The 24,723-nt window shown below is 74.4% G+C and carries 21 protein-coding genes and 1 tRNA gene; 16 read left to right on the top strand and 6 right to left on the bottom strand.

The features are described 5' to 3' along the window. The first annotated feature begins 259 nt into the window (after positions 1–259). Complete coding sequence (locus tag ABD353_RS23210) at positions 260–1,084, top strand: GntR family transcriptional regulator (protein ID WP_344625576.1); 825 nt, start codon at positions 260–262, stop codon at positions 1,082–1,084. Positions 1,085–1,221: 137 nt separating this feature from the next. On the opposite strand, the gene ABD353_RS23205 is transcribed toward ABD353_RS23210, so the two are convergent. Next, the gene (locus ABD353_RS23205; RefSeq protein WP_030274906.1) at positions 1,222–1,479 is read right to left on the bottom strand and encodes a mycoredoxin; all 258 of its coding nucleotides are present in this window, start codon (positions 1,477–1,479) and stop codon (positions 1,222–1,224) included. A 262-nt stretch (positions 1,480–1,741) separates the two neighbouring features. Between ABD353_RS23205 and ABD353_RS23200 the strand changes: the two genes are divergently transcribed. The 4 genes from ABD353_RS23200 (at position 1,742) to ABD353_RS23185 (ending at position 5,678) form a co-directional block, all read left to right on the top strand. Then, positions 1,742–3,973, top strand: a complete 2,232-nt coding sequence (locus ABD353_RS23200) for an ATP-dependent DNA helicase UvrD2 (RefSeq protein ID WP_344625594.1) — start codon at positions 1,742–1,744, stop codon at positions 3,971–3,973. 313 nt (positions 3,974–4,286) lie between these two features. After that, on the top strand, positions 4,287–4,739 hold the full coding sequence (locus ABD353_RS23195; RefSeq protein WP_344625575.1) for a hypothetical protein: 453 nt from the start codon (positions 4,287–4,289) through the stop codon (positions 4,737–4,739). Positions 4,740–4,902: 163 nt separating this feature from the next. Continuing rightward, positions 4,903–5,271, top strand: coding sequence for a WhiB family transcriptional regulator (locus ABD353_RS23190; protein ID WP_411543716.1), 369 nt, complete (start codon positions 4,903–4,905; stop codon positions 5,269–5,271). Beyond that, positions 5,268–5,678 (top strand): hypothetical protein, encoded by a 411-nt coding sequence (locus tag ABD353_RS23185; RefSeq protein ID WP_344625574.1) that lies wholly within the window; start codon positions 5,268–5,270, stop codon positions 5,676–5,678. Before ABD353_RS23190 ends, ABD353_RS23185 begins: the two co-directional genes overlap by 4 nt. Positions 5,679–5,839: 161 nt before the next feature. On the opposite strand, the gene ABD353_RS23180 is transcribed toward ABD353_RS23185, so the two are convergent. Both ABD353_RS23180 and ABD353_RS23175 read right to left on the bottom strand, forming a co-directional pair. Then, positions 5,840–7,168, bottom strand: coding sequence for an ABC1 kinase family protein (locus tag ABD353_RS23180; RefSeq protein ID WP_344625573.1), 1,329 nt, complete (start codon positions 7,166–7,168; stop codon positions 5,840–5,842). A gap of 484 nt (positions 7,169–7,652) precedes the next feature. Beyond that, on the bottom strand, positions 7,653–8,972 hold the full coding sequence (locus tag ABD353_RS23175; protein WP_344625572.1) for a ThiF family adenylyltransferase: 1,320 nt from the start codon (positions 8,970–8,972) through the stop codon (positions 7,653–7,655). A gap of 303 nt (positions 8,973–9,275) precedes the next feature. Here ABD353_RS23175 and ABD353_RS23170 point away from each other — a divergent pair, with 303 nt between their 5' ends. The 4 genes from ABD353_RS23170 (at position 9,276) to ABD353_RS23155 (ending at position 12,915) form a co-directional block, all read left to right on the top strand. After that, a complete protein-coding gene (locus ABD353_RS23170; protein WP_344625593.1) occupies positions 9,276–9,890 on the top strand; it encodes a M48 metallopeptidase family protein in 615 nt (204 codons plus the stop codon). 98 nt (positions 9,891–9,988) lie between these two features. After that, positions 9,989–11,470 carry a TerD family protein gene (locus ABD353_RS23165; RefSeq protein ID WP_344625571.1) on the top strand — a complete coding sequence of 494 codons (1,482 nt, stop codon included), beginning with the start codon at positions 9,989–9,991 and terminating at the stop codon, positions 11,468–11,470. A 15-nt stretch (positions 11,471–11,485) separates the two neighbouring features. Continuing rightward, positions 11,486–12,178: an AIM24 family protein gene (locus ABD353_RS23160; RefSeq protein ID WP_344625570.1), complete on the top strand. Its 693-nt coding sequence runs from the start codon at positions 11,486–11,488 to the stop codon at positions 12,176–12,178. A 23-nt stretch (positions 12,179–12,201) separates the two neighbouring features. Further along, positions 12,202–12,915 carry an AIM24 family protein gene (locus tag ABD353_RS23155; protein ID WP_344625569.1) on the top strand — a complete coding sequence of 238 codons (714 nt, stop codon included), beginning with the start codon at positions 12,202–12,204 and terminating at the stop codon, positions 12,913–12,915. A gap of 91 nt (positions 12,916–13,006) precedes the next feature. Here the strand turns inward: ABD353_RS23155 and ABD353_RS23150 are convergent, their stop codons facing one another. Further along, a complete protein-coding gene (locus tag ABD353_RS23150) occupies positions 13,007–13,576 on the bottom strand; it encodes an NUDIX hydrolase (RefSeq protein WP_344625568.1) in 570 nt (189 codons plus the stop codon). After that, positions 13,573–15,081, bottom strand: a complete 1,509-nt coding sequence (locus ABD353_RS23145; protein WP_344625567.1) for a zinc-dependent metalloprotease — start codon at positions 15,079–15,081, stop codon at positions 13,573–13,575. Before ABD353_RS23145 ends, ABD353_RS23150 begins: the two co-directional genes overlap by 4 nt. A 190-nt stretch (positions 15,082–15,271) precedes the next feature. Here ABD353_RS23145 and ABD353_RS23140 point away from each other — a divergent pair, with 190 nt between their 5' ends. From ABD353_RS23140 to ABD353_RS23125, 4 genes are all read left to right on the top strand, one after another. Continuing rightward, a complete protein-coding gene (locus tag ABD353_RS23140) occupies positions 15,272–16,423 on the top strand; it encodes an NAD-dependent epimerase/dehydratase family protein (RefSeq protein WP_425555231.1) in 1,152 nt (383 codons plus the stop codon). A 112-nt stretch (positions 16,424–16,535) separates the two neighbouring features. Continuing rightward, entirely contained in the window at positions 16,536–16,976 is a 441-nt protein-coding gene (locus ABD353_RS23135; RefSeq protein ID WP_425555230.1) for a molybdenum cofactor biosynthesis protein MoaE, read from the top strand. Between the two features lie 237 nt (positions 16,977–17,213). Then, the gene (locus ABD353_RS23130; protein WP_030274884.1) at positions 17,214–17,396 is read left to right on the top strand and encodes a hypothetical protein; all 183 of its coding nucleotides are present in this window, start codon (positions 17,214–17,216) and stop codon (positions 17,394–17,396) included. Between the two features lie 50 nt (positions 17,397–17,446). Further along, positions 17,447–18,574, top strand: coding sequence for a YlbL family protein (locus ABD353_RS23125; RefSeq protein ID WP_344625565.1), 1,128 nt, complete (start codon positions 17,447–17,449; stop codon positions 18,572–18,574). Between the two features lie 51 nt (positions 18,575–18,625). On the opposite strand, the gene ABD353_RS23120 is transcribed toward ABD353_RS23125, so the two are convergent. After that, positions 18,626–19,186, bottom strand: coding sequence for a PPA1309 family protein (locus ABD353_RS23120; RefSeq protein ID WP_344625564.1), 561 nt, complete (start codon positions 19,184–19,186; stop codon positions 18,626–18,628). Between the two features lie 177 nt (positions 19,187–19,363). On the opposite strand from ABD353_RS23120, the gene ABD353_RS23115 reads away from it, so the two are divergent. The 3 genes from ABD353_RS23115 (at position 19,364) to ABD353_RS23105 (ending at position 24,722) form a co-directional block, all read left to right on the top strand. Continuing rightward, on the top strand, positions 19,364–22,285 hold the full coding sequence (locus ABD353_RS23115) for a UPF0182 family membrane protein (RefSeq protein WP_344625591.1): 2,922 nt from the start codon (positions 19,364–19,366) through the stop codon (positions 22,283–22,285). Positions 22,286–22,342: 57 nt separating this feature from the next. Continuing rightward, positions 22,343–22,416, top strand: a tRNA-Met gene (locus ABD353_RS23110). Between the two features lie 380 nt (positions 22,417–22,796). After that, positions 22,797–24,722 (top strand): tetratricopeptide repeat protein, encoded by a 1,926-nt coding sequence (locus ABD353_RS23105; RefSeq protein ID WP_344625563.1) that lies wholly within the window; start codon positions 22,797–22,799, stop codon positions 24,720–24,722. Position 24,723: the final 1 nt, after the last annotated feature.

Below are 24,723 nucleotides of genomic sequence, written 5' to 3'. Positions count from 1 at the left end.
CGTGCCGGGGTCACTGCCCGGAAAGGGGCGTGCGGACATTGTTCGCGCGCCCCTTTCTGCTTCGGAATCCATTTTCTTTCATCCGGCTTCCGTTCCGGCGGCAATATCCGTACGGAGTTCGACCGAAGCCGTTCGGACCAGCGCCCACCTGCGGCGGAGTGCGCCCGTGTGCGCGGTTCGCGCCCGGCCGAAACCTCCGGATGGCGTTCTTGGCCCGTTTTCCTGAAATGCAGGAACCCGGCTGACTACATTCACCGGTGTGACGATCCCCCGAGCCGGTGTGCCCGCCCCCAAGTACCAGCGCCTCGCCGCCGACCTGCGCCGCCGGATCGAGGCCGGCGAATGGCAGGGCGGGGCGCAGCTGCCCGTCGAGACCGAGTTGGAGCACCACTACGGCGTCGCCCGCAACACCGTGCGCCTCGCGGTCGACGTCCTGGTCAACGAGGGGCGGCTGGTCCGTCTCCAGGGCAAGGGCACCTACCTGAAGCAGCAGCCGATGCTGGACCACCGGGCCTTCGGGCCGCCGCGGCAGGCCGCCGGCCCCCAGGACTGCCTGGCCGCCCCCTCCGAGGTCTACGCCGAGGAGGCCCTGGCCGCCGGCCGCCGGCTCACCTGCGACTTCGAGATGCTCGTGGTGCGCGCCCGCGCCGACATCGCCGAACTGCTCGGCATGCTGCCCGGGGAGGCCGTGGTCGTCCGCCGGCAGCTGCGGCTCACCGACCGCGAGCCGTACTCGATCGAGGAGAGCCACTACCGGGCGGGCCTCGCCGCCGGGACGCCGCTGATGGAGCCGGAGCCGGTGCCCGGCGGGGACGAGACGGTGCTCACCGCGATCGGGCGCTGCGAGTCCGCCGCCGCCGACCGGCTGGTGGCCCGGATGCCGGGGCCGGAGGAGGCCGCCTGGTTCGAGGTCGGCCCCGGGGTGCCGCTGCTGGTGCAGACCCGCGTCACCAGCGACACCCGCGGGCCCGTCCGGGTGGTCGAGACCCGCTACGCGGCCGACCGCTGCCGGCTGCTCTACGGACTCGGCACGGCGCAGGCCGGCTCGGTGGCGCCCGCCCGCACGGCGGCCGGCGTCTCCTGACCGGCCCGGACGTCCGGACGGAACGCGGCCCGACAGGCCCGGACGTCCGGCCGGCCCGGAACGCGGGCCCAGGCAGCAGGTCGCCGCCGGGGCCGGGCCGGGGCGTGTGCGGTGCGCCCGTGCGTTCCGGTGCGCCGTCAGCCGGCCAGCGCCGCCTGGACCTGGCGCAGGCTCGGGTTGGTCATCACGACCTGCTCGCCGCCGCTCTTCGGCTCGACCAGCACGGTCGGCACGGTCTGGTTGCCGTTGTTCACCGACTCCACGAAGCTCGCCGAGGCCGGGTCCAGCTCGATGTTGATCTCGGTGTAGGAAATGCCCTCGCGCTCAAGCTGGCTCTTGAGGCGGTTGCAGTACCCGCACCAGGTCGTGCTGTACATCGTGACGGTGCCGGACATGGCGGAGTGCTCCTTCGGAGAGGGGGCGTACGGTCGAGGATCCCAACGCCCGACGTGCATCCGTCATTCCGCACGCGCCCGGCGCGTGCGGAAGGCCACACGCCGGGCGGCGGACCGATCGTCGCACCGCGGCGGCCGGCCGCCGCGGTGCGGCCTGTGGAGAACCCGGCCGCTGTCACCGCCGGCTGCCAGGATGTGCGGTCCGGTCCGCACCGCCCGCCGGGCTGAGAGGATGGTAGCCATGCAGGAAGAGCTCTCGGGCATGTCCGGCCCGTACGACCCGTACGACTCCTACGGCGCCGCCCCCGCCGGCGCCGACGCGGTGCTCGCCGGACTCGACCCCGAGCAGCGCGCCGTCGCCACCGCCCTCACCGGGCCCGTCTGCGTGCTCGCGGGCGCCGGCACCGGCAAGACCCGGGCGATCACCCACCGGATCGCCTACGGCGTGCGCAGCGGCGTCTACCAGCCCCAGCAGGTCCTCGCCGTCACCTTCACCGCCCGCGCCGCGGGCGAGATGCGCGGGCGGCTGCGCCAGCTCGGCGCGGACGGCGTGCAGGCCCGCACCTTCCACTCGGCGGCGCTGCGCCAGCTCCAGTACTTCTGGCCGCGGGCGGTCGGCGGCGAGGTGCCGCGGCTGCTGGAGCGCAAGGTCCAGCTGGTCGCCGAGGCCGCCGCCCGCACCGGCCTGCGGGTGCAGCGCACCGAGCTGCGCGACCTCACCGGCGAGATCGAGTGGTGCAAGGTCACCCAGATCGTGCCGGACGACTACCCGGCCGCCGTCGCCAAGACCGGCCGCGAGGCCCCGCGCGACCCGGCCGAGATCGCCCGGGTCTACGCGACCTACGAGCAGACCAAGCGCGACCGCGGGGTGATCGACTTCGAGGACGTGCTGCTGCTGACCGCCGCGATCCTGGAGGACCGGCCGGAGATCGCCGAGCGGGTCCGCGCCCAGTACCGGCACTTCACCGTCGACGAGTACCAGGACGTCTCCCCGCTCCAGCAGCGCCTGCTGGACCAGTGGACGGCCGGCGGCGCCAGCCTCTGCGTGGTCGGCGACGCCAGCCAGACCATCTACTCCTTCACCGGCGCGACCCCCGAGTACCTGCTGCACTTCCGCACCCGGCACCCGGACGCCACCGTGGTGAAGCTGGTGCGCGACTACCGCTCCAGCCCGCAGGTGGTGCACCTCGCCAACGGGCTGCTCGCCCAGGCCCGCGGACAGGCCGCCCAGCACCGGCTGGAGCTGGTCTCGCAGCGCGAGGCCGGACCCGAGCCGGAGTACACGGAGTACCCGGACGAGCCGACCGAGGCGGAGTCGACCGCGCACCGCATCCGCAAGCTGCTGGACGGCGGGGTGCGGGCCAGCGAGATCGCCGTGCTGTTCCGCACCAACGGCCAGTCCGAGGTCTACGAGCAGGCCCTCTCCGACCTCGGCCTGCCCTACCAGCTGAAGGGCGCCGAGCGGTTCTTCGAGCGGCCCGAGGTCCGCGAGGCCGGCGTGCTGCTCAAGGGCGCCGCCCGGGCCGCCTCCGACCCGCTGACCGCCGACGAGCCCGACCTGGCCGGCCAGGTCCGCGCGGTGCTCGCGACCCGCGGCTTCACCGCCACCCCGCCGGCCGGCTCCGGCGCCGTCCGCGAGCGCTGGGAGTCGCTGGCCGCGCTCGTCCGGCTCGCCGAGGAGTTCGAGGCCGGCCGCCGCCGGGCGGGGGAGAGCGCCGACCTCGCCGCCTACGTCGCCGAGCTCGACGCCCGGGCCGCGGCCCAGCACGCCCCCGCCGTCGAGGGCGTCACGCTGGCCTCGCTGCACGCCGCCAAGGGCCTGGAGTGGGACGCCGTCTTCCTCGTCGGCCTCAGCGAGGGCACCCTGCCGATCATCTACGCCAAGACCGACGAGCAGATCGAGGAGGAGCGCCGGCTGCTCTACGTGGGCGTGACCCGCGCACGGCAGCACCTGTCGCTCTCCTGGGCGCTCTCGCGTTCCCCCGGGGGGCGGGCGAGCCGCCGCCCCACCCGCTTCCTGGACGGCCTGCGGCCAGGCTCCGGCACCGCCCGGGCCGGCTCCCGCGGCGGCCGCGGCGGCGTCGAGCACGGCGAGTCCCGGGCCTCCCGCCGCGCCCCGCGCGGGCCGGTCACCTGCCGGGTCTGCGGCCGCACCCTCACCGAGGCGGTCGAGCGCAAGCTGCGCCGCTGCGAGGGCTGCCCCTCCTCGATGGACGAGGCCCTGTACGAGCGGCTGCGCGCCTGGCGGGCCGCCCAGGCGAAGAAGCAGGGCGCGCCGGCGTACGTGGTGTTCACCGACGCGACCCTGATGGCGATCGCCGAGGACGTCCCGGCGGACGAGCGCGAACTGTCCCGGATCTCCGGGGTGGGCGCCATGAAACTGGACAAGTACGGCGCCGCTGTGCTCTCGTTGTGCGCGGGGGAAGAGCTCGTGGACGTGGTCGCCGATGAGGCCGCGGACGGGCTCGTGGGGGAGCCGACCGAGCCGGCCTGAGCCGCTCGTGGAGATCACTCCGGAACTCGCCGGAAAAATAGTTTGCGCCCCGTACGCCGCGCGCAATAGCCTGCCGGAGCGGTCAAGGGGACGAGATCGCAAGGCCGTGGAAGGTCACCTTCCGCGTGCCGTTCGAGCATGGCCGGGGTCCGCAAGGATCCACCGGCCACCACAGCTCCGCACAGCAGCACCACGCATTACCGAGCATCACAGAGCTTCACCAGCAGGACCGACCAACATCCGAACACCGGGGCCCGGGGGACTGGGCACCGCGAGACGCCGAGAGGAGGCGAAGACAGTGGGAACCACGAAGATGATCACCAAACTGACTGGCCAGACCGTTTTCGCCATGCCCGCGTGCGCTCCCTCGATGTTCGGCACCCGTGGCACCTCGACCGCCGCCTCGCGTCTGCGCGGCGTGGTCGTTCTGGCCGAAAACGGGCTGGGTCTCCAGGGCACCGATGTCTCCGTTGTCAGTGGCTCCGGCTTCACTGGCCTCGGCGGCGCCGATTCCTTCGAGACGGGTCTGTCCCGTGACTGGGCGATCTTCGGCGGCGGCCTCGAGCTGCGCGACGAGCGACCGACCCAGGCACCGAAGGCAGCGGCAGTGGCAGCCATGCATGGCGGCTATGTGCGCGTCTCCGGTGCCGGAGCAGCCAAGCAGGACGAGCAGCTGATCAACCAGGCCCAGGCCGCCCACACGGGCGCCCAGGCCATCCGGATGAGGGCCTTCCGCGGCCCAGAACCCTGGAGTGAACGAACCTGAGTCAGCCTCAGGTCGGTCTCCAGGGCCGCGGAACCCGTCACCACCGGGATCCGCGGCCCTTCTGTTTTGTCCGGTACGTCAAGACGAACCCAGGTCCTCCGGGACCTCCGGTCCGGCCCACCAGCCGCCAGGACCGGAACCACTGAGAAAAGACGAGGAAGAAGTGTCCACGGTCATCACACCGCCCCTCCCGTCCGTACCGACAGACAAGTTCACCAAGGCCGACCAGGCCGACCCCCCGGAGGTTTCCCTGATGCAGCAGCTCAACTCGCTCGACGAGGCCGACGCCCTCGGCCGCACCATCCCGTGCCGCGCCTTCGACCCGGAGGTGTTCTTCGCCGAGACGCCGGCGGACGTCGAGTACGCCAAGTCCCTCTGCGGCACCTGCCCGGTGAAGGAGGCCTGCCTGGCCGGTGCGCTGGAGCGGCGCGAGCCGTGGGGCGTCTGGGGCGGCGAGCTCTTCGTGCAGGGCGTGGTCGTGGCCCGCAAGCGTCCGCGGGGCCGTCCGCGCAAGACCGAGGTCATGGCGTGATCACCGCCGACATGTCCTCCGGTCACGGAACCGCAGGAGTCCGACGGGGAGAGCAGCCCCCGCAGGACAACTCCCTGCGCCGCTCCGTACGCATCGCCGCCGCCAAGGCCGATGCCCGAGCCCACCGCCCCTTCCCGAGCACGCACCACGAGCAGGACCACCACATGACCCCCGTCGCCGATCACGCCGCCAGCTTCGAGCAGAACGCCGAACTCCAGATCCGGAACAGGAACTTCGACATGCATCTCCTCCAGGAATCCCTGGCCCGCGCCCATATGCACGAACGCATCCGCGAGGCCGAGCGCCAACGCCTCGGCGCGCGCGTCGCACGGGCCGTCCGCCTCCGGCGGAAGGCCGAGATCGCCTCGCTGCGCGCCCGCAGGGCGCTTGCCGCCGCCCTGATGTGACGGACCGCCGCCCCACCCCCGGGACCCCCGATCCCGGGAACGGCGCGGCCCGTCCATGGACCAGGCAGAACACGACGAACGACGGGCGCCCCCCTGCGGAAGGGGGCGGCCGTCGCCGTTCGCGGGTGCGGACGCGGCACGTGGGCGCGTCCTGCGGTGCGTCAGTCGGTGAAGCCCGGCAGCCAGGCGGTCAGTTCCTCGTGCATCCGCACGGTCGCGCCCAGCTGGCAGAGCACGCCGATCGTGCTCAGCGTGACCCGGTGGATCAGCAGGTACGACGGCGGCAGGTTGAGCTGCTTGCCGAGGTTGTAGGCGGGCGAGCGGGGATCGGCGATCCGGGCCGCCTGCGCGCGCATCCAGTCCCGGGTGAAGGTGAACTCCTCGACCCGGGTCGGCTCGATGATCGGCAGCAGGTAGTCCAGCACCGCGTCCGGGTCCAGCGTGATGGTGGGCCGGACGAAGCCCTCCTGGCGGAGTAGGTCGTAGACGGCGCCGGCCTCCCCGGCCAGGGCGAGCCGCAGCGAGGTGCCGATCGGCTCCGGCAGCCCGCCCGGCAGCCGGTCCACCGTGCCGAAGTCGAGGACGCCGAGCCTCCGCTCCTCCACCGGGCCGCCGTCGCCCAGCAGCCGGAAGTTGCCCGGGTGCGGGTCGGCGTGCAGCAGGCCGGTGCGGCTCGGCCCGGCGAACAGGAAACGGGCCAGCAGCTGGCCGGCCCGGTCCCGCTCCTCCGGCGAGCCCGAGGCGATCACCCGGGCCAGCGGCGTGCCGTCCATCCACTCGGTGACCAGCACCTGCCCGGACCGGTCGACCACCTGCGGCACGGCGATGTCCGGGTCGTCGGCGAACTCGACCGCGTGGGCCCGCTGGGCCTCGGCCTCCAGGCCGTAGTCCAGCTCCTCCGCGACCCGCGCCCGCATCTCGGCGATCAGCGGCTTCATGTCCATCCCGGGGATCAGCGGGCCCAGCACCCGGGCGAGCCGGGCCAGCTGGCCGAGGTCGCTGAGCAGGGCGTCCCCGGCGCCCGGGTACTGCACCTTGACGGCGACCGACCGGCCGTCGTGCCAGACCGCACGGTGCACCTGGCCGATGGACGCCGCGGCGGCCGGCCGGTCGTCGAAGCTGCGGAACCTCTCCCGCCAGTCCGCACCGATCTGCTCCGCCATCACCCGGTGCACGGTGGCCGCCGGCATCGCCGGGGCCGAGTCCTGGAGCTTCGTCAGCGCGGCCCGGTAGGGGCCCGCCACGTCCTCCGGCAGCGCCGACTCGAAGACGGACAGCGCCTGGCCGAACTTCATGGCGCCGCCCTTGAGCTGACCGAGCGTCGAGAACAGCTGCTCGGCGGTGCGCTGCTGGAGTTCGGCGGTGACCTCCTCGGCCGGTCGGCCGCCCAGCCGCTTGCCCAGCCCGAGCGTGGCACGGGTGGCGAAGCCGAGCGGCAGCGCCGCCAGCCGCGCCGTCCGTGTCACGGCCTTGCGCGGAAGATCGCTCACCCCGGGGCCTCCCAGTCGGATCGCGCCCGCCGGGGCGGCCCGGCGCGGAGCACCGGACACGGCCTGCCGCCGGGCAGTGGTCACCACGCCATTGTGCCCGCTCGGCACCCCGGATCCGGCGAATCATCCGGACTGGCATTCGGGCGCGCAACCGGAGGGGGAGGCGCGCCCGGCACGATTCACCCCCACGGCCCACCGGAGGGCCGTCGCGGGCGGGCCGGCCGCACGGGTTCACCCGCCCGGGGGAGGCCCGGCGGACGGCCCGGGCGCGACGGCCGCCCGAACGAGGGACCGGCCCGCCGGGGGAGTCGTCCGGACGGAGAGCCCCGTCCGGACGGGGAGCCGGCCGATCGGGGGAGCCGTCCGAGGTGTGCGTGGGGGATCCGGCCGCGGGTGCAGGCCCGGACGAATGCCGTCCCCGGGAGGTGCCGCCCCCGGGAGGTACCGCTCGCGGTCGGGGCCGGTCGGACGGCCGCGGGAGCGGTCATGTCCCGCCCCGGCCCGCGCCCGAGCAGGCGCCCGCGCCCGGGACGGCCAGCGGTGGCCGTCCGCCCGGCCACTGGCACCCGCAGGAGGGGTGGGCGGGCAGCCTCAGCCGCCGCACCATGCCGTCCGCCGCGGAGAGCTCGCACCAGCCGTCCACGCTCGGCGGCAGCACCCCGTCCAGGAAGAGCTGCGCGTGCAGCGCGGCCAGCCCGGCGACCGCGGTGGCCAGCGCGCTGTCGCAGGCGGGGCGGCGGGCCGGGCCCGCGCCGGTGCCCTCCAGCTGGGCCAGCAGCCCGGGCCAGCCCTCGTCCTCGTCGGCCCGGGTGAGCGCGGCGCAGCCGCCGCACGCGGACGACCCGGGCACCACCAGCGGCCCGACCACGCCCAGGTGCTCCAGCACGCCCACGTAGAGGTGCGGCACACCCGACCGGGCCAGCTCGTGCGCCTCCACGGCGCGGCCCGTCCAGGCACCGGCGCCGTCGCGGGGCGCCAGGACGACCAGGGCGGGCAGCCCGGCCGCGACCGGGGCGGGGCGGTGCCGCTCGGCCGGGGCCGCCGCGGCGGCCCGCAGCACGGCCTCCCGGGCCGCGGTACTGCGCAGCCGTCCGACGTCGGTGGGCGGGATCCCGGCGGGGGAGCAGTCCCCCGGTTCGACCCGGCCGCCGTCGGCCACCGTCACGGCGCCGATGCCGCCCGCCGACAGGACGGCGGCCAGCGCCGCCCCGACCCGTCCGGCACCGCGGACCTCCACCCGGGCCCGCCGGCGGGCGGCGATCACCTCGGCGGCCTCGCCCGGCTCGGGGTGGACGAGGGAGAGGCCCGCCGCATCCGGCCCCAGGACCTCCCGCTGCGGCTGCGGGAAGCCCTCCAGCGCCCTCGCGAGGGCCTCGGCGTCGTCCAGCAGCTCGCCGTCGGCCAGCGAGTCGAGCAGGGCCCGTCCCAGGCCGGGGTCGAGGCCGAGCCGCTCGCCGGCCGCGAGCAGCTCCGGGGTGTCGCGGGTGCCGTCCACGAGGTCGAGGAAGGCCGCGACGGCGGCGTCGGCCTGCTCGACCAGCCGGGCGTACCGGCGGACGGTGCCGAACTGGAGGGTCAGCTCGTCCCGCCTGAGGCGGGCGAGTCCGGGCTTGAGCATCGGGCGCATGGGCGTCACTCCGGTGCGGGCGTGCGGGCGGACGGTGGAGGCGAACGGGTGCGGCAGGGTGCGGGCGCGGGAGGGGCGCCGGGGCCAGGTGGGTGACCCCGCCGACGGCAGGATGCCCGAGGCGGCGCCGGCCCGTGAAACGCGTTGTCCACAGGCCCGGTCGGCTTGTACGACCATCTGTGCGTACACCCTGTGGACAACTTCCGTTCGCCCGGTGTGCGCCGACCCTGCACCCGGCCGGCGGCGTCGGCGGCACCGATCTGTCCGACCCTGCGGGTAACGTCGGGTGTCATGGCGGCCGAACCGGACACCCGATCCCCCTCGCCGCGCCGGCGTACCCGGGCCGCCTCCGGGTACGGCGCCGCGGCCGCGGGTGCGCACGGGCGCACCCGGCAGGCGGAGCCCCCCGAGCAGCACGGGACGGCCCCCGAGCCGACCCCCGAACCGTCCGCCGAGCCGTCCACGGCGCTCTCCGGGGCCCTGCCGGCGGTCGACCGGTCGACGATCGAGGTCCGCCGCAGCACCCGCCGCAGCCGCACCGTCTCCGCGTACCGCGAGGGCGACCGCACGGTCGTGCTGATCCCGGCCCGGATGTCCAAGGCCGAGGAGCAGCGCTGGGTCTCGCAGATGGTCGAGCGGCTCGCCCGCCAGGAGAGCCGCCGCACCCTCGGCGACGACGCGCTGGAGGCCCGCGCCCGGGACCTGTCGGCGGAGTACCTGGGCGGCCGGGCGGTGCCGCGCCGGGTCCGCTGGGTCACCAACCAGAACTCCCGCTGGGGCTCCTGCACCCCGGCCGAGGGCTCGATCCGGCTCTCCCACCGGCTGCAGGGCATGCCCGGCTACGTGGTCGACTACGTTCTGCTGCACGAGCTGGCGCACCTGCTGGTGGCGGACCACGGCCCGCGGTTCTGGGCGCTGCTGGAGGCCTACCCGCGCACCGAGCGGGCCCGCGGCTACCTGGAGGGGGTGGCCGCCGCCGGCCGGCTGCCGCACCTGCCGGGTGCCCGCGGGGGCACCGCCGGGGACGCCGCCGGAGGGCCGACGGCGGAGGAGCGGACCGCGGACGGAACCGCGGACCCCGACGGCTGCGACTGACGACGAGAAACCGCTGTGGTCGGGGCTGCTGCCGGGGCGGGCCGCTGGGATAGGGTCTCCGGGATCAGCAGCCGTACGGGAGGGGGCCGGTCCGCGCCATGTCCAGGGAACTCGTCAAGGCGTCCCGTGTCCGGATCAGCGAGCTGACCGCGAGCACCGAGCTCTACCTCGGGGTGCACATCGCGGCGCCGGGGCTGACCTTCGACATCAGCTGCTTCGGCCTGGACGCCGAGGAACGGCTCAGCGACGACCGCTACTTCGTCTTCTTCAACCAGCCGGCCAGCCCCGAGCAGTCGATCCGGCTGCTGGGCGCGCAGGGCGGCGACTCGGAGTCCTTCGCGGTGGCGCTGCCCGCCGTGCCGGAGGCCGTCCACAAGCTGGCGCTCACCGCCACCATCGACGGCGACGGGCAGATGTCGCAGGTGGCCTCCGGCTACGTGCGGATCGTGGCCGGCGGCACCGAGGTCGGCCGGTACAGCTTCACCGGCGCCGAGTTCTCCACCGAGCGGGCCGTGATGCTTGCGGACGTCTACCGCCGGGGCGGCGAGTGGCGGTTCGCCGCGGTCGGGCAGGGCTTCGACGGCGGGCTGCGCGCCCTGCTGGAGAACTTCGGCGGCGAGGCCCTGGAGGACGAACCGGCCGAGGCCGCCCCCACGAGTGCTGGAGCCCCGGCGGCCCCGGCCGCCTCGGTGCCGCAGCAGGCCCCGCCCCCGCCGGCCGCCGTCCCCGCGCCGCAGCAGTCCCCCGACGCGACCCTGCTCGCCGTACCCGTACCAGTACCCGTCCCCGTTCCCGCGGCGCCCGCCGCCCCGCCGGCGCCGTACCCGGACGCGACCCTGCTCGCCGTGCCCGTGCCGCCCGCGGCGGGGCCGCCCGCGCCGTCGCTGCCGCCGCAGCCCGCCGGGGTGCGGATCTCGCTGACCAAGTACGCGGAGCTGACCAAGTACAGCGACGCCGCGGCCGGCCAGGACTGGGTGAAGCAGAACGACAAGCTCGTCCGGGTCAGCCTGACCAAGGGCAGGGACGTGCTGGCCCTGCAGGGCAGCATGGTCGCCTACCAGGGCAAGGCCGACTTCGCGCACGAGGGCTCGGGCATGCTGCGCACCCTGGTCGGCAACCTGACGGGCCAGCAGCTGAAGCTGATGCGGATCACCGGCGAGGGGCAGGTCTTCCTCGCCGACGAGGCCTGCGACCTGCACGTGGTGCGCCTGGAGGGCGACTCCTTCTGCGTCGGCTCGGACCGGGTGCTGGCCTTCGAGGCCGGCCTGGAGCACGAGGTGCGCCGGATCGAGGGCGAGGGCCTGCCGAACGGCGGCTTCTTCACCCTGCAGTTCAGCGGCCACGGGACGGTGGTGGTGAAGACCAACGGCACCCCGGTGGTGCTGCCGGTCACCCCGACCCCGGAGACGTACGTCGACGTGCAGGCGCTGGTCGCCTGGTCCCGCGGCTCGCAGGTGATCACCACCGCGCCGGTGCGGATCCGCCGCTCCGCCTACGCCGGGCACGCGGCGGAGTCGTACAGCCTGCAGTTCCGCGGCGCCCCGGGGAACTTCGTCGTCGTCCAGCCGTTCGAGGTCTGAGGTCCAGGAGGAGTCATGCAGGCACAGTTCCTCTCCGGGGGCGGGCTCGACGCGTACCGGGCCGCCGACACCGGGGCGCGGATGAGCAACCACGGCACCGCGATGTGCCGGGTGGCGCTGACGTCCGCCGCCGACGTCTACGCCAAGGCCGGCGCGATGGTGGCCTACGACGGCTTCCTGCAGTACGAGCCGGTGCCGCAGTCGCTGCGCCGGGCGCTCGGCGAGTGGGCGTCCGGCGAGCGCAGCCCGCTGCTGCGCTGGACGGGGGACGGCACGCTCTACCTCGCCGACCTCGGCGCCGACGTGCTCAACGTGCAGCTCGCCGAGGAGTCCCTGTCGGTGAACGGCGCGCACCTGCTCGCCATGGACGCCACCCTGGGCTGCGCCGTGGAGAAGGTCCGCGGCCCGGCCCTGCTGGCCGGCACCGGCCTCTACAACGTCACCGTGACGGGCAGCGGCTGGGTCTCCGTCACCTCCCGCGGGGTGCCCGTGGTGCTGGACTGCTCGGAGACCGAGACCTTCGTCGACCCGGACGCGCTGGTCGCCTGGACGACCGGCCTGGAGGTGCGCACCCGCCGGACGGTCAAGGTCGGATCGCTGATCGGCCGCGGCAGCGGCGAGGCGATGCAGCTCGGCTTCCGGGGCCACGGCTTCGTCGTGGTGCAGCCCAGCGAGGACACCGGCGACCGTCTCAAGATCCGCGGCTGAGAACCGAGTTCGAGGAGCCCTTCGTGCAGAGCCCCCTCCTGGCGCACACCGCCGGCACCGGCACCGACCGCTTCGCGCTGCAGAACCCGCAGCTGCTGCGGGTCACCCTGGACGGCCGGTCCGAGGTGCTCGCCCGCACCGGCGCGATGGTCGCCCACGTCGGCAAGGTGGACTTCACCGGCTGGACGCCGCCCTCCGGCAACCGCCGCGGCAACCGCAGCGGCGGCGGCAACGCGGGCAACCGGCAGCGCGACGCCGGCGCGCTCGACCTGATGCGCTGCACCGGCACCGGCACCGTCTACCTCGCCAACCTGGCCCAGCACCTGCACGTCCTGCAGCTGAGCCAGGAGCGCCTGGTCGTCACCAACAGCTACGTGCTGGCGCTCGACACCACGCTGGACTGGCACACCGTCGCGATCGAGAACGGCGACCGGATCGCCGGCGTCGGCAGCCGCTGTCTGGAGGTCTCGGGCACCGGCGGCCTGGTGCTGATGACCTCCGGCCGACCGCTGGTGATGCCGGTCGAGCCCGGCCGCTACGTCTACGGCGACGCCGACGCGGTGGTCGGCTGGTCCTCCGGCCTGGAGGTGCAGCTGCAGGCGCAGAGCACCAACACCGAGGCCTGGCGCCGGCGCGGCACCGCGACGGAGGGCTGGGAGCTGGCCTTCACCGGCAGCGGCTTCGTGATCGTGCAGCCCAGCGAGCTGCTGCCGCCGCAGCGGGTGCCGCGCGGCTGACGCCGGGGCGGCAGGGCCGAAGGCGACAGGGACGAAGGCCGCCCCCGGTGCGCCGTCGGGCGCGGGGGCGGGCCTTCGTGTGCGGAGCGGGTCAGACCAGGGCGCGGGCGATCCCGACCAGGGTGCGCACCGAGCCGTCGCTGAGCTCGGGCAGCCCGTCGAAGCCGAACCAGCGCAGGTCCAGCGACTCCTCGCTGATCAGCTCCTGCGCCCCGGGCGGGGCGACGGCCACGTACTGCACGTCGAGGTGGGTGTTCTCCGGGCGGTCCTTGCCGGCGCAGCGCACCTGGTGGCGGTCGAGCTTCACCGGCACCGGCCGGCCGTCGACGCCGGTGAGCAGGGACAGCCCCGCGATGCCGGACTCCTCGGTGGCCTCGCGCAGCGCGGCGCCGGCGAGCGTGTCGTCGCCGGGCTCGCAGTGGCCGCCCATCTGCAGCCAGCGGCCGACCTTCGGGTGGAGCGTCAGCAGCACCCGGCCGGCGGCCGGGTCCACCACCACCGCGCTGGCGGTGATGTGGGCGGGCAGGCAGGCCCGCATCAGCCCGTCGGGGTGGCCGGCCAGGTGGTCGAGGTAGTCGAGCCGCAGCTGGTCCTGGCCGGGGTCGGCGGACTTCCAGTCCTGAAGGGTGCGGACGGCGTCCTGGTGCAGGGCGTCGCTCACTTGCCGTTGTCCTTGTCCTCGTCGGTGCCCTCGGTGCCCTCAGTGCCCTCGGCGCGCTCGGTGCCGCCGGTGCCGGGCTTGTCCTCGCCGCGGGCGGCGTCGCCGAGCAGCTTGTCGAGGGCGTCGAAGTCGATACCGCCCTCCTCGGCGCGGTGCACGAAGCCGTCGGGGTCGTCCAGGTCTGCGGCGGTCGGCAGCATGTCCGGGTGCTCCCAGAGGGCGTCGCGGCCCTCGATGCCGCGGGCGTCGGCGAGCGAGGCCCACAGCCGGGAGGCGTCCCGCAGCCGGCGCGGGCGCAGTTCCAGCCCGACCAGGGTGGCGAAGGTCTGCTCGGCCGGGCCGCCGGTGGCGCGGCGCCGGCGCAGCGTCTCGCGGAGCGCCGCGGCCTGCGGCAGGTGCGGCTGGGCGGCGGCGTGCACGACCGCGTCCACCCAGCCCTCGACGAGCGCGAGCGCCGTCTCCAGCCGGGCCAGGGCGGCCTTCTGCTCGGGGGTGTCCTCGGGCTGGAGCAGACCGCCGGCCAGCGCCTCCTGGAGGGCCTCCGGGTTGGTCGGGTCGAGCTGGCCGACCAGCTCCTCCATCCGCGAGGTGTCGACCTTGATGCCGCGCGCGTACGCCTCGACCGCGCCGAACAGGTGCGCCCGCAGCCACGGCACGTGGGCGAAGAGGCGCTGGTGGGCGGCCTCGCGCAGGGCGAGGTAGAGCCGCACCTCGTCGGCGGGCACGCTCAGGCCCTCGCCGAACTCGGCGATGTTCTGCGGCAGCAGCGCGGCCTTGCCGGACGGGGCGAGCGGCAGGCCGACGTCGGTCGAGCCGACCACCTCGGCGGCGAGCGCGCCCAGCGCCTGCCCGATCTGGGTGCCGAACATGGCGCCGCCCATCGAGCGCATCACGCCCATCAGCGGGCCGGCCATGGCCTGCATCTCCGGCGGCAGCACGCCGCCCATGGCGTTGCCGACCCGCTCGGCGACCGGGTCGACCAGGTCCTTCCAGACCGGCAGGGTCGCCTCGATCCACTCGGCGCGGCTCCACGCCACGGCGGTGGTCGAGCCGGACGGGAACTCGGTGGCCGCGTCCAGCCACAGCTCGGCGAGGCGGACGGCCTCGACGACCGCGGTGCGCTCGGCCGCACCGACCGAGCGGTCCTTGCTGCGGCCCTCGGCGGGCTCGGCGACGACCGTCTGCCGGGCGATGTTCTGCGCCAGCTCCCAGTTCACCGGGCCGCCGTCGAAGGACAGCATCTGGCCGAGCTGCTGGAACGCCGCGCCGAGGTCGTTGGGGTTGAGGTTGCCCATCATCGCGCCGAAGGGGTTGTCGCCGCCGGCGCCGCCCATGCCGAACAGCGCACCGAGCGGGTTGCCCGCGCCGAAGCCGAAGGGCTGCTGCGGGGTCTCGTCCTGGCCGCCCCCGCCCTTGGCGGCGGCGTCGCCCTGGTCGTCCTGCTTGCCCTTGCCGTCCTCGGGCTCCTCGGGCGGGACGGAGAATCCGAAGGGGAGGTCGCTCACGGGGTCCTCAGATCTGCTCGGCCGTCACGCGGGTTGTGGCGGGGAATTCGTGTGCCCGCGGAGGCGGGACGTGTCCATGGTCTCGCGGCCCGATGGCGCCGGGTGCGCCCGCCGGGCCCTTGCCTCGGGCAGGATGGACGGTACGTGACACTCGTACGTACGCACATAAGCTAACCGTGGAGGATGGCCGGTGAGTTCCCCGCCTTCGGACGTTCGCTCTGGGCTGACCGGAGGTGAGGACGACAGCGCGGCCGCCGCGGCTTCGCCGTCTCCAGCCTACGGCGGCAGGCCGCTGACCGTGGCCGTCACCGGGGCGGCCGGCGTGCTCGGCGAGCGGGTCGCGGCCCGGCTGGTCGACTCCCCGGGGGTCCGCCGGGTGCTCGCGATCGACGACCGCCGCGGCGAGGTGCCCGGTGTGCAGTGGCGGATCCTGGACGTCCGCGACCCGGCCGTGGCGGAACGGCTGGCCGGCGTCGACGTGGTCGTCCACCTGGCCATGGACCTCGGCATGGAGACCGACCCGCGGGCCCGGAGCGCGTACAACGTGCGGGGCGCGCAGACCGTGGTGACCGCCGCCGCGGCGGCCGGCGTCTCCCGGGTGGTGCTCTGCACCTCGGCGATGGTCTACGGCGCGCTGCCGGACAACGAGGTGCCGCTCGCCGAGGACTCCGAGCTGCGGGCCACCGAGGAGGCCACGCTTGTCGGCGACCTGCTGGAGATCGAACGGCTCGCCCGGCGCGCCCCGCGCGCCCACCCGGGCCTGCAGATCACCGTGCTCCGCCCGGCGGTGGTGGTCGGCCCGGGCATCGACACCGTGCTGACCCGGCACTTCGAGGCGCCGCGGCTGCTGGTGGTGGCCGGCTCGCGGCCGTGCTGGCAGTTCTGCCACGTCGACGACCTCGCCTCGGCGCTGGAGTACGCGGCGCTCGGCCTGGTCGAGGGCGAGGTCACCGTCGGCTCCGACGGCTGGCTGGAGCAGGAGGACGTCGAGGAGCTCTCCGGCATCCGCCGCATGGAGCTGCCGGCCTCGCTCGCCCTCGGCACCGCGGCCCGGCTGCACCGGCTCGGCCTGACCCCGGCCCCGGCCGGCGACCTCGCCTACACCATGTACCCGTGGGTGGTCTCCGGCAGCCGGCTGCACGAGGCGGGCTGGCGCCCGGAGCACAGCAACGAGGAGGTGCTCGCCGAGTTGCTCGCCCAGGTCTCCGGCAAGCACGCGGTGGCCGGCCGCCGGCTCGGCGGCAAGGAGGCGGCGACCAGCCTGGGCGCGGCCGGCGCCACCGTCGCGTTGGTCGGCACCGCCGCCCTGGTCCGCCGGGCCCGCAAGCGGCGGCGGTTCTGAGCCGTCGCCCGCCCTGCCCGACCCTGCTCCGGCGTTCCGCTCTGCGGAATGCTCCAATCGTGATGCGGAAGCCCTTGCCGGGCGGCATCCCTCATGGGGAATCATGGTGACCATGTCCGAGAACCACGACCCGATCCGCCTGCTCGCCATCCGCGACACCCCGCTGTCGCTGGACGAGGTGTACGAGGCGGTCGGCGACGACGCGGCCGGCGGCACCACGGTCTTCGTGGGGACGGTCCGCGACCACGACGGCGGCAAGTCCGTCTCCGCGCTGGAGTACAGCGCCCACCCGACGGCCGAGCACGAGATGCGCCGGATCGCCGAGAAGATCGTCGCGGACTTCCCGGTGAAGGCGCTGGCCGCGGTGCACCGGGTCGGCCGGCTGGAGATCACCGACAAGGCCGTCATCGTCGCCGTCTCCTGCGCGCACCGCGGCGAGGCCTTCGAGGCGGCCCGCCGCCTGATCGACGACCTCAAGCACCAGGTGCCGATCTGGAAGCACCAGGTCTTCAGCGACGGCGAGGAGGAGTGGGTCGGCGCGGGCACCTGCTGACCCCGCCGTCCCCCGTTCGCCCCATCGCCCGCCGGGGCCGCCCCCGGGCACCCGCCCCGGTGCGCGGCGGCCCGCGGCGCCCTCCCGGCCCGCTGTCCCGGCCCCGCGGCGGCCCCGCCACGGGTGTGCCACGACCCTGCCGCGGACGCACCGCGGCCGTAACCCGGCGCCCCCTGCCGCCGTTGTCTGCGCGGACGGTTAATCTGCTGATAGACACGACGAGCTGGGAGTACGGACATGGCTGCGCTCGCCTGGTTGATCATCCCCGTCGCCGCCGCACTGGCCGCCATGGTCTGGGCGGGCTGGGCGGCCCGCACCCCCCGCGCCACCGGTGATCCGGCCTCGCTCGCCGAGCACGAGCGGTTCCGCGCCGCCATGGAGCGCTCCACCGTCGGTTCCGGCGACGGCCCCCGCCGCTGAGGCCCCGGGCCGGGCAGCGCCCCACCGCCGCCTTCCCGTACTGTCGATCCATGCCACGCCGCTCCGCGACGATGCTCGCCGCCACCCTGATGCTCATAGGTCTGCTGTGCGCCTCCGTGCTGATGCGGGTGCCGTACACCGAGATGAGCCCGGGCCCGACCTACAACACGCTCGGTGAGCAGGAGAAGAAGTCGGGCGGCTCCGTCCCGGTGATCGCGATCAGCGGCCACGAGACGTACCCGACGAGCGGGCACCTCAACATGACGACGGTGCAGGTCACCGGCGCCAAGTACGAGCCGAGCCTGGTCTCGGCGGTGATCGGCTGGCTGCGCAAGGACGTCCTCGTCGTGCCGCACGACAACGTCTACCCGAAGGGCCAGACCGACAAGGAGGCCCAGCAGGAGAACGCCGAGCAGTTCGCCTCCTCCGAGGACAGCGCCAAGACGGCGGCGCTCAAGCAGCTCGGCATCCCGGTCGGCACGCAGATCGTGGTCTCCTCGGTGGTGGCCGGCGGGCCCTCCGAGGGCAAGCTGCACGCGGGCGACCGGATCGTCGCGGTGGACGGCACCCCGGTGACCGCCAAGGAGCAGGTGGCCGCGCTGGTCACCAAGCACAAGCCGGGCGAGACGGTGGAGTTCACGGTCGTCCCGCACACCGCGGCCGCGGGCGGCACGGCGGGGACGAACGGCTCGGCGGGGACGAACGGCTCGGCGACCGACAAGGCGGCCGAGAAGAAGGTCGCCGTCACCACCGGCAAGGCCTCCGACGGCCGGGCCATCGTCGGCATCCTGCCGGGCAACGACCACACCTACCCGTTCACCATCGACATCGGCCTGCAGGACGTCGGCGGCCCCAGCGCCGGCCTGATGTTCTCGCTCGGCATCGTGGACAAGCTGACGCCCGGTGACCTGACCGGCGGCAAGTTCGTCGCCGGCACCGGCACCATCAGCGACGAGGGCGAGGTCGGCCCGATCGGCGGCATCCAGATGAAGCTGATCGCGGCCCGGGACAAGGGCGCCGAGTACTTCATGACGCCGGCCGAGAACTGCTCCGAGGCGGGCAAGGGCACCCCGGACGGCCTGACCCTGGTCAAGGTGGACAGCCTCGGCGGCGCGCTGAAGGCACTGGACCAGATCCGCTCCGGCAACACCTCGGCGCTGCCGTCCTGCCCGAAGTAGGAGCCGCGGGAACGGGCCGGGGCGCCCCGCGGGCGCCCCGGCCGGCCCGGCTCAGGAGAAGGTGGCCAGCAGGGCCTCGGTGAGCCCCGGCACCAGGTCGGGGCCGGTCAGCACCTCGCGGGCGACGTCCTTCTCGCGCAGCCGCAGGGCGATCTCCCGCGAGCCGTCGCGCAGCACCGCGGCGGTGATCCGGACCTCCTGCCGCTGCGGGTGGTTCGCCACCCAGCCGGCGAGCTCCTTCTCGGTGGCGTTCTTCGGGCGGGACTGCTCGGCACCGGGGGGCAGCATCAGCCGCTCGACCACCAGCGCGCAGCCGACCACCTGGTCCGGCCAGGCGATGGTGCCGAGGAACTTGTCCAGCTCGGCGCCGGCCGGCAGCTCGTCCTGCTCGACCGGGGTCAGCCCGGTGGCCTCGTCGGCGGCCAGGCCGAGCTGGCGGGCCAGCTTCGGGTCGGCCTTGCGCAGCGCGGCGGTGTCGACCAGCGCGAACAGCCGGGCGGGGAGGTCCCAGCCGAGGGTGGCCGCGTACTCGTCGATCTCCAGGGCGGCGCGGGTCAGCGGGGACGCGGCCGGCGGCAGGCCGTCGGCGGGCGTGAGGGGTGCATCGGACATGCCCCAATCCTCACACGTCCGCGGTGCCCGGAAGCCCCGCCGGGCCCGGTAACGGTCGGGTCTCGGGAGGGCCGGCGGGCGGCCCGGCGGGAACTCAGGTGAAGACGGTCTAAGTTGCACAGGGGACCGATCCGACCACGTTCACGACACAGCAGAGGTGCCACCTTGGTTTTCCAGATGCCGGACCGCCCGGAGCCGGGCTTCCGCGCCAGAGTCGGCCCGCCCTCGCGGCGCACCAGGGTCCTGCTGCTGACGGCGGGCGTGCTCGCCGTGCTGTTCCTGCTGTTCGCGCTGGTGTCCGGCTTCTGGACGGACTGGCTGTGGTTCAAATCGGTCGACTACGCCACGGTCTTCACCACCCAGCTGCGGACGAAGGCCGGGCTGTTCGCCGTCTTCGGCCTGCTGATGGCCGTGGTGGTCGGCGCCAACGTCTGGCTGGCGCACCGGCTGCGGCCGCCGATGGCCGCGATGTCGGTCGAGCAGCAGAGCCTGGACCGCTACCGGGCGGGCGTGGCGCCGTACAAGAAGTGGCTGCTGGTCGCGGTCGCGCTGCTGGTCGGCCTGGTCGCCGGCGCCGCGGCCTCCGGGCAGTGGCGCACCTGGCTGCTGTGGACCAACCGGACGCCGTTCGGGGTGAAGGACCCCCAGTTCCACCGGGACGTCGCCTTCTACGCCTTCGACCTGCCCTGGTACGAGTTCCTGCTGGGCTTCGCGTTCAGCGCGGTGATCGTCTCGCTGATGGCCTCCGTGCTGGTGCACTACCTGTACGGCGGCCTGCGCCTGCAGGGTCCGGGCCGCCGGGCCAGCCGCGGCGCGCAGGGCCACCTCGCGGTGCTGCTGGGCGTGTTCGTGCTGCTGAAGGCCGTCGCCTACTGGCTGGACCGGTACGGCCTGGCGGTCAAGTCCGGCGCGTACAAGGGCGTCGACGGCTGGACGGGCCTGCGCTACGTGGACGCCAACGCCTTCCTGCCGGCCAAGACCATCCTGTTCTTCGTCGCCGTCATCTGCGCGCTGCTCTTCTTCCTGACGCCGATCCGCCGCACCTGGGCGCCGGCGCTGATCGGCTTCGGGCTGATGGCGCTCTCCGCGGTGCTGATCGGCGGGGTGTACCCGGCGATCGTGCAGCAGTTCCAGGTCAAGCCGAACGAGCAGGCCAAGGAGACGCCGTACATCCAGAAGAACATCGACGCGACCCGCAAGGCCTACGGCATCGCGGACACCGAGACCCAGCAGTACGACCCGAAGGACGCCGCCAAGGCGGGCGCCGCCGCGCCGGACGCGCAGACGATCGCGGACATCCGCCTGCTCGACCCGAACGTGGTCGCGCCGACGTTCCAGCAGAACGAGGCGCTGCGCAAGTACTACGCCTTCCCGCGGACGCTGGACGTCGACCGGTACGGCAACCAGGACACCGTGCTCGGTGTCCGCGAGCTGGACCTGAGCGGTGTCCAGCAGCGGAACTGGATCAACGACCACTTCAAGTACACCCACGGCTACGGCGTCGTCGCCGCCAAGGGCAACCAGGTCGACGGCAACGGCAACCCGGTCTACACCCAGTCCGGCCTGCCCACCGACGGCACCTTCGGCGACTACCGCCAGCGGGTGTACTACGGCGAGAAGACCCGGACGTACTCCATCGTCGGCGGCAGCAACCAGGAGATCGACTACACCTCCGAGAGCGGCGCCGACCAGACCTTCACCTACGACGGCGGCAGCGGCGTCTCGCTGGACAACCCGCTGACCCGGGCCGCGTACGCGATGAAGTTCTCCGAGCCGCAGATCCTCTACTCGGGGGCGATCACCGACGGCGCCCGGGTGATCTACGACCGCACGCCCAAGGAGCGGGTGGAGAAGGTCGCGCCCTGGCTGTCGATCGACGCCGACCCGTACCCGGTGGTGCAGGACGGCAAGCTGGTCTGGGTGCTGGACGGCTACACCACCTCGGACGGCTACCCGTTCTCCTCCAAGACGGCCCTGGGCGAGTCGACCAAGGACTCGCTGACCGACCAGCGCGGCCGCACCCTGACCGCCGTCAACACGGTCAACTACATCCGCAACTCGGTGAAGGCCACGGTCGACGCGTACACCGGTGACGTGACGCTGTACCAGTGGGACGAGAACGACCCGGTGCTGAAGACCTGGATGAAGGCCTTCCCCGGCACGGTCAAGGCCCGTTCGGCGATCCCGGCCGCGCTGATGCCGCACCTGCGCTACCCGCAGGACCTCTTCAAGGTGCAGCGCGACCTGCTCGGCCAGTACCACATGACCGACGCCGACGCGTTCTTCAACGGCACGGACATCTGGCAGGTGCCGCTCGACCCCACCACCAACACCGGTGAGGTCCAGCCGCCGTACTACCTGACGCTGAAGATGCCCGGCGCCCCGTCGGCCAGCTTCTCGCTGTCCAGCAGCTTCGTGCCGGGCGGCCGCGACAACCTGGCGGCGTTCATGGCCGTCGGTGCGGACCCCGGTCCGGAGTACGGCAAGATGCGCGTGCTCAAGATCCCGGCCGGATCGGGCGCGCTCGGGCCCAAGCTGACCCAGGCGAAGTTCAACTCCGAGAAGGCGGTGGCCAACCAGCTCACCCTGCTGAAGACCGGCAGTGACTCCGACATCGAGTACGGCAACCTGCTGACCCTGCCGGTCGGCGGCGGCCTGCTCAACATCGAGCCGGTCTACCTGCTGGGCCGCGGCGCCAAGGCGCCTGTGCTGCAGAAGGTGCTGGCGGTCTACGGCGACAAGGTGGCCCTGGAGGACAACCTGGCCAAGGCGCTCGCCGCCGTGCTGCCCGGCGCGTCCGGCAGCGCGACGACCACACCGACCGCCCCCGCCACACCGACCACGCCCACTCCCACCACACCCGGCACGGGCGCGAACCCGGACCTGCAGAAGGCGCTGCAGGACGCCCAGAAGGCCTTCACCGACGGTCAGACCGCGCTGAAGAACGGCGACTGGGCGGCGTACGGGCAGGCGCAGAAGGCGCTCCAGGAGGCGCTGGACCGGGCCGCCAAGGCGCAGCCGGGCAGCGCCCCGGCGAGCCCGGCGCCCTCCGCGTCGCCGTCGCCGTCGGCCTCGGCGTCGCCCTCCGCCACCCCCTGAGCTGCGAGAACCGATTTGTTGGTCCACCCTGCGTCCGTGCTATGGTTTTCTCACCGACGCGGGGTGGAGCAGCTCGGTAGCTCGCTGGGCTCATAACCCAGAGGTCGCAGGTTCAAATCCTGTCCCCGCTACTGAAGATCAGGGCCCGGAGGCCGCCAGATCAATCTGGCGCTCCGGGCCCTGTCGTTTTCCGATCAAGAGGGGGTCGGCTCCGGTAGTATCGATTCGGCCGCCCCGGCCCCGTCGTCGCTGCCGGGGTTTGTGCGGCCCGATGTCGGGAAATCGACAAAGCGCTGAAGCACTCCCGCAAGCTTCGGCCCGCCCCGCCCAGACGTGGTCCGGGGCAGGTGTACGCGGGTTCCGGGTGATGCGACGATGGACCACATGGGGGAAGCCGAACGGCTGTTGACTCCTTATCGGACCGACACCCTTTCGGACCGGCAGGGGGCGGCGGGCGCCGACACGGCGCCCCCGGCGGATGCCGCAGCACTCTGGGGGAGCGGGAGCCGGCATGAAGCTGATCGGTAGGAACGACACGGGGGCGAGGTCCGTACCGGCCGCCGCGCCGCAGACGCACGCCGAGGCCGACACCGACGCCTGGGCGCAGTCCGCCGAGGACACCCAGCAGGGCCTGCCGGCCCAGCGCAGCTACGGCCCCGAGAGCCTCGTCCGGATCTCCGCCCAGCAGCTCGTCGACGCCGTCGGCCGCTACCCGGCCGCTGCGGACGACGAGCCCGCCGCCGAACCGGAGGACGCCGCCAGCTTCGAGACCGCCCTCGCCGCCCGCGAACAGGCCGCCCTGGAGAGCCGGCACCGCTGCGCCGCGGACGCCGGCGACCCCGGCGCCGCCAGCCAGCTCGGCGCGATGCTGCTGCGCCGCGGCGACCTGGAGGACGCCGAGCCGTACCTCCGCGCCGCCGCCGCGGCCGGGCTGCGCGCCGCCGCCAACAACCTCGGCGTGCTGCTGCACCAGCGCGGCCACCGCGCCGAGGCCGCCCAGTGGTGGCGGCAGGCCGCCGTCGCCGGCTCCGCGCCCGCCGCGCACGCGCTCGGCCTCCAGCTCCGCGACCAGGGCGAGGAGGAGGCCGCCGAGTACTGGCTGCACTTCGCCGCCGAACACGGCCACCCGCTCGGGGCCTACGCCCTGGGCGACCTGATGGAGCACCGGCGCGACGTCCGGGCCGAGCGCTGGTTCAAGGTGTCCGCCGACGCCGGCCACCGCGAGGCCGCCTACCGGCTCGCCCGGATGCGCGAGGCGGCCGGCGACAAGGAGACCGCCGAGACCTGGTACCGCACCGCCGCCGCGCGCAGCCACGCCCGCGCGGCGCTGCGGCTCGGCGTGCTGCTGGAGGAGCGCCGCGAACTCGACGAGGCGGCCCGCTGGTACCGGCAGTCCGCGCAGAACGGCGAGCCCCGGGCGGCCTGCGCGCTCGGCTTCCTGCTGCGCGACGCGGGCGACCTCGCGGCCGCCGCCGAGTGGTGGCAGGAGGCCGCCGAGGCCGGCGACGGCAACGCCGCCAACGCCCTCGGCGCGCTGCACGCCGGCCGCGGCGAGGCCGCCGAGGCGGAGCGCTGGTACCGCGCCGCGCTGGACGCAGGCGACCACAACGGCGCCTTCAACCTCGGCCTGCTCTGCGCCGGAACGGGCCGCGGGACCCAGGCCGAGCAGTGGTACCGCAAGGCCGCGTACGCCGGCCACCGGGAGGCCTGCAACGCGCTGGCCGTGGTGCTGCTGCAGCGCGGCGACGAGTCCGGCGCCGAGCCGTGGTTCTCCAAGGCCGCCGAGGCCGGCAGCGTCGACGGCGCCTTCAACCTCGGCGTGCTGCACGCGGGCCGCGGCGAACTCCCGCAGGCCCACGAGTGGTACGCCCGGGCCGCCGCCGAGGGGCACGGCGAGGCCGCCCTGCAGCTCGCCGTCGTCCACGAGCAGCGCGGCAACGCCGCCGGTGCGCTGGAGCGCTACCGGCAGGCCGCGGCCGGCGGCTCCGCCGAGGGCGCCTTCCGGCTGGCCGCGGTGCTGGAGCGGCGCGGCGACGCCGACGCGGAGGTCGAGCACTGGTACACGGTGGCGGCCGAGGCCGACCACCGCAGGGCGCAGGTGCGGATGGGCGTGCGCGCCGCCGAGCGCGGCGAACTGCAGACCGCCGAGCACTGGTACCGGCGGGCCGCCGAGGCCGGCAGCCGCAGTGCCGCGTTCAACCTCGGCCTGCTGCTGGCCCGTCACGACGGCGAGAGCGAGGCCGTGCTCTGGTACACCCGGGCCGCCGACGCGGGGCACGGGCGGGCGGCGCTGCGCCTCGCGCTGCTGGCGCTGCGGCGCGGCGAGCCGGTGCAGGCGGAGAACTGGTGCCGGCGGGCCGCGGAGTCCGGCCCGGCCGAGGTGGCGGAGCGGGCGGCGCGGCTGCTCGGTGCGCTGAGCGCGGAGCTGAGCGCGTAGG

It is taken from the genome of Kitasatospora arboriphila, assembly GCF_039528095.1.
GTDB lineage: Bacteria > Actinomycetota > Actinomycetes > Streptomycetales > Streptomycetaceae > Kitasatospora > Kitasatospora arboriphila.
Note: the sequence above shows the minus strand (reverse complement) of the source record. Positions and strands in the feature narration are given on the sequence as shown.

Coding starts and splice junctions, on each gene's coding strand:
- ABD353_RS23125 (WP_344625565.1), top strand. CDS start 17,447: ATGCCACGCCGCTCCGCGACGATGCTCGCCGCCACCCTGATGCTCATA.
- ABD353_RS23120 (WP_344625564.1), bottom strand. CDS start 19,186: ATGTCCGATGCACCCCTCACGCCCGCCGACGGCCTGCCGCCGGCCGCG.
- ABD353_RS23195 (WP_344625575.1), top strand. CDS start 4,287: ATGATCACCAAACTGACTGGCCAGACCGTTTTCGCCATGCCCGCGTGC.
- ABD353_RS23200 (WP_344625594.1), top strand. CDS start 1,742: ATGTCCGGCCCGTACGACCCGTACGACTCCTACGGCGCCGCCCCCGCC.
- ABD353_RS23165 (WP_344625571.1), top strand. CDS start 9,989: ATGTCCAGGGAACTCGTCAAGGCGTCCCGTGTCCGGATCAGCGAGCTG.
- ABD353_RS23115 (WP_344625591.1), top strand. CDS start 19,364: ATGCCGGACCGCCCGGAGCCGGGCTTCCGCGCCAGAGTCGGCCCGCCC.
- ABD353_RS23160 (WP_344625570.1), top strand. CDS start 11,486: ATGCAGGCACAGTTCCTCTCCGGGGGCGGGCTCGACGCGTACCGGGCC.
- ABD353_RS23105 (WP_344625563.1), top strand. CDS start 22,797: ATGAAGCTGATCGGTAGGAACGACACGGGGGCGAGGTCCGTACCGGCC.
- ABD353_RS23135 (WP_425555230.1), top strand. CDS start 16,536: ATGTCCGAGAACCACGACCCGATCCGCCTGCTCGCCATCCGCGACACC.
- ABD353_RS23205 (WP_030274906.1), bottom strand. CDS start 1,479: ATGTCCGGCACCGTCACGATGTACAGCACGACCTGGTGCGGGTACTGC.
- ABD353_RS23130 (WP_030274884.1), top strand. CDS start 17,214: ATGGCTGCGCTCGCCTGGTTGATCATCCCCGTCGCCGCCGCACTGGCC.
- ABD353_RS23175 (WP_344625572.1), bottom strand. CDS start 8,972: ATGGTCGTACAAGCCGACCGGGCCTGTGGACAACGCGTTTCACGGGCC.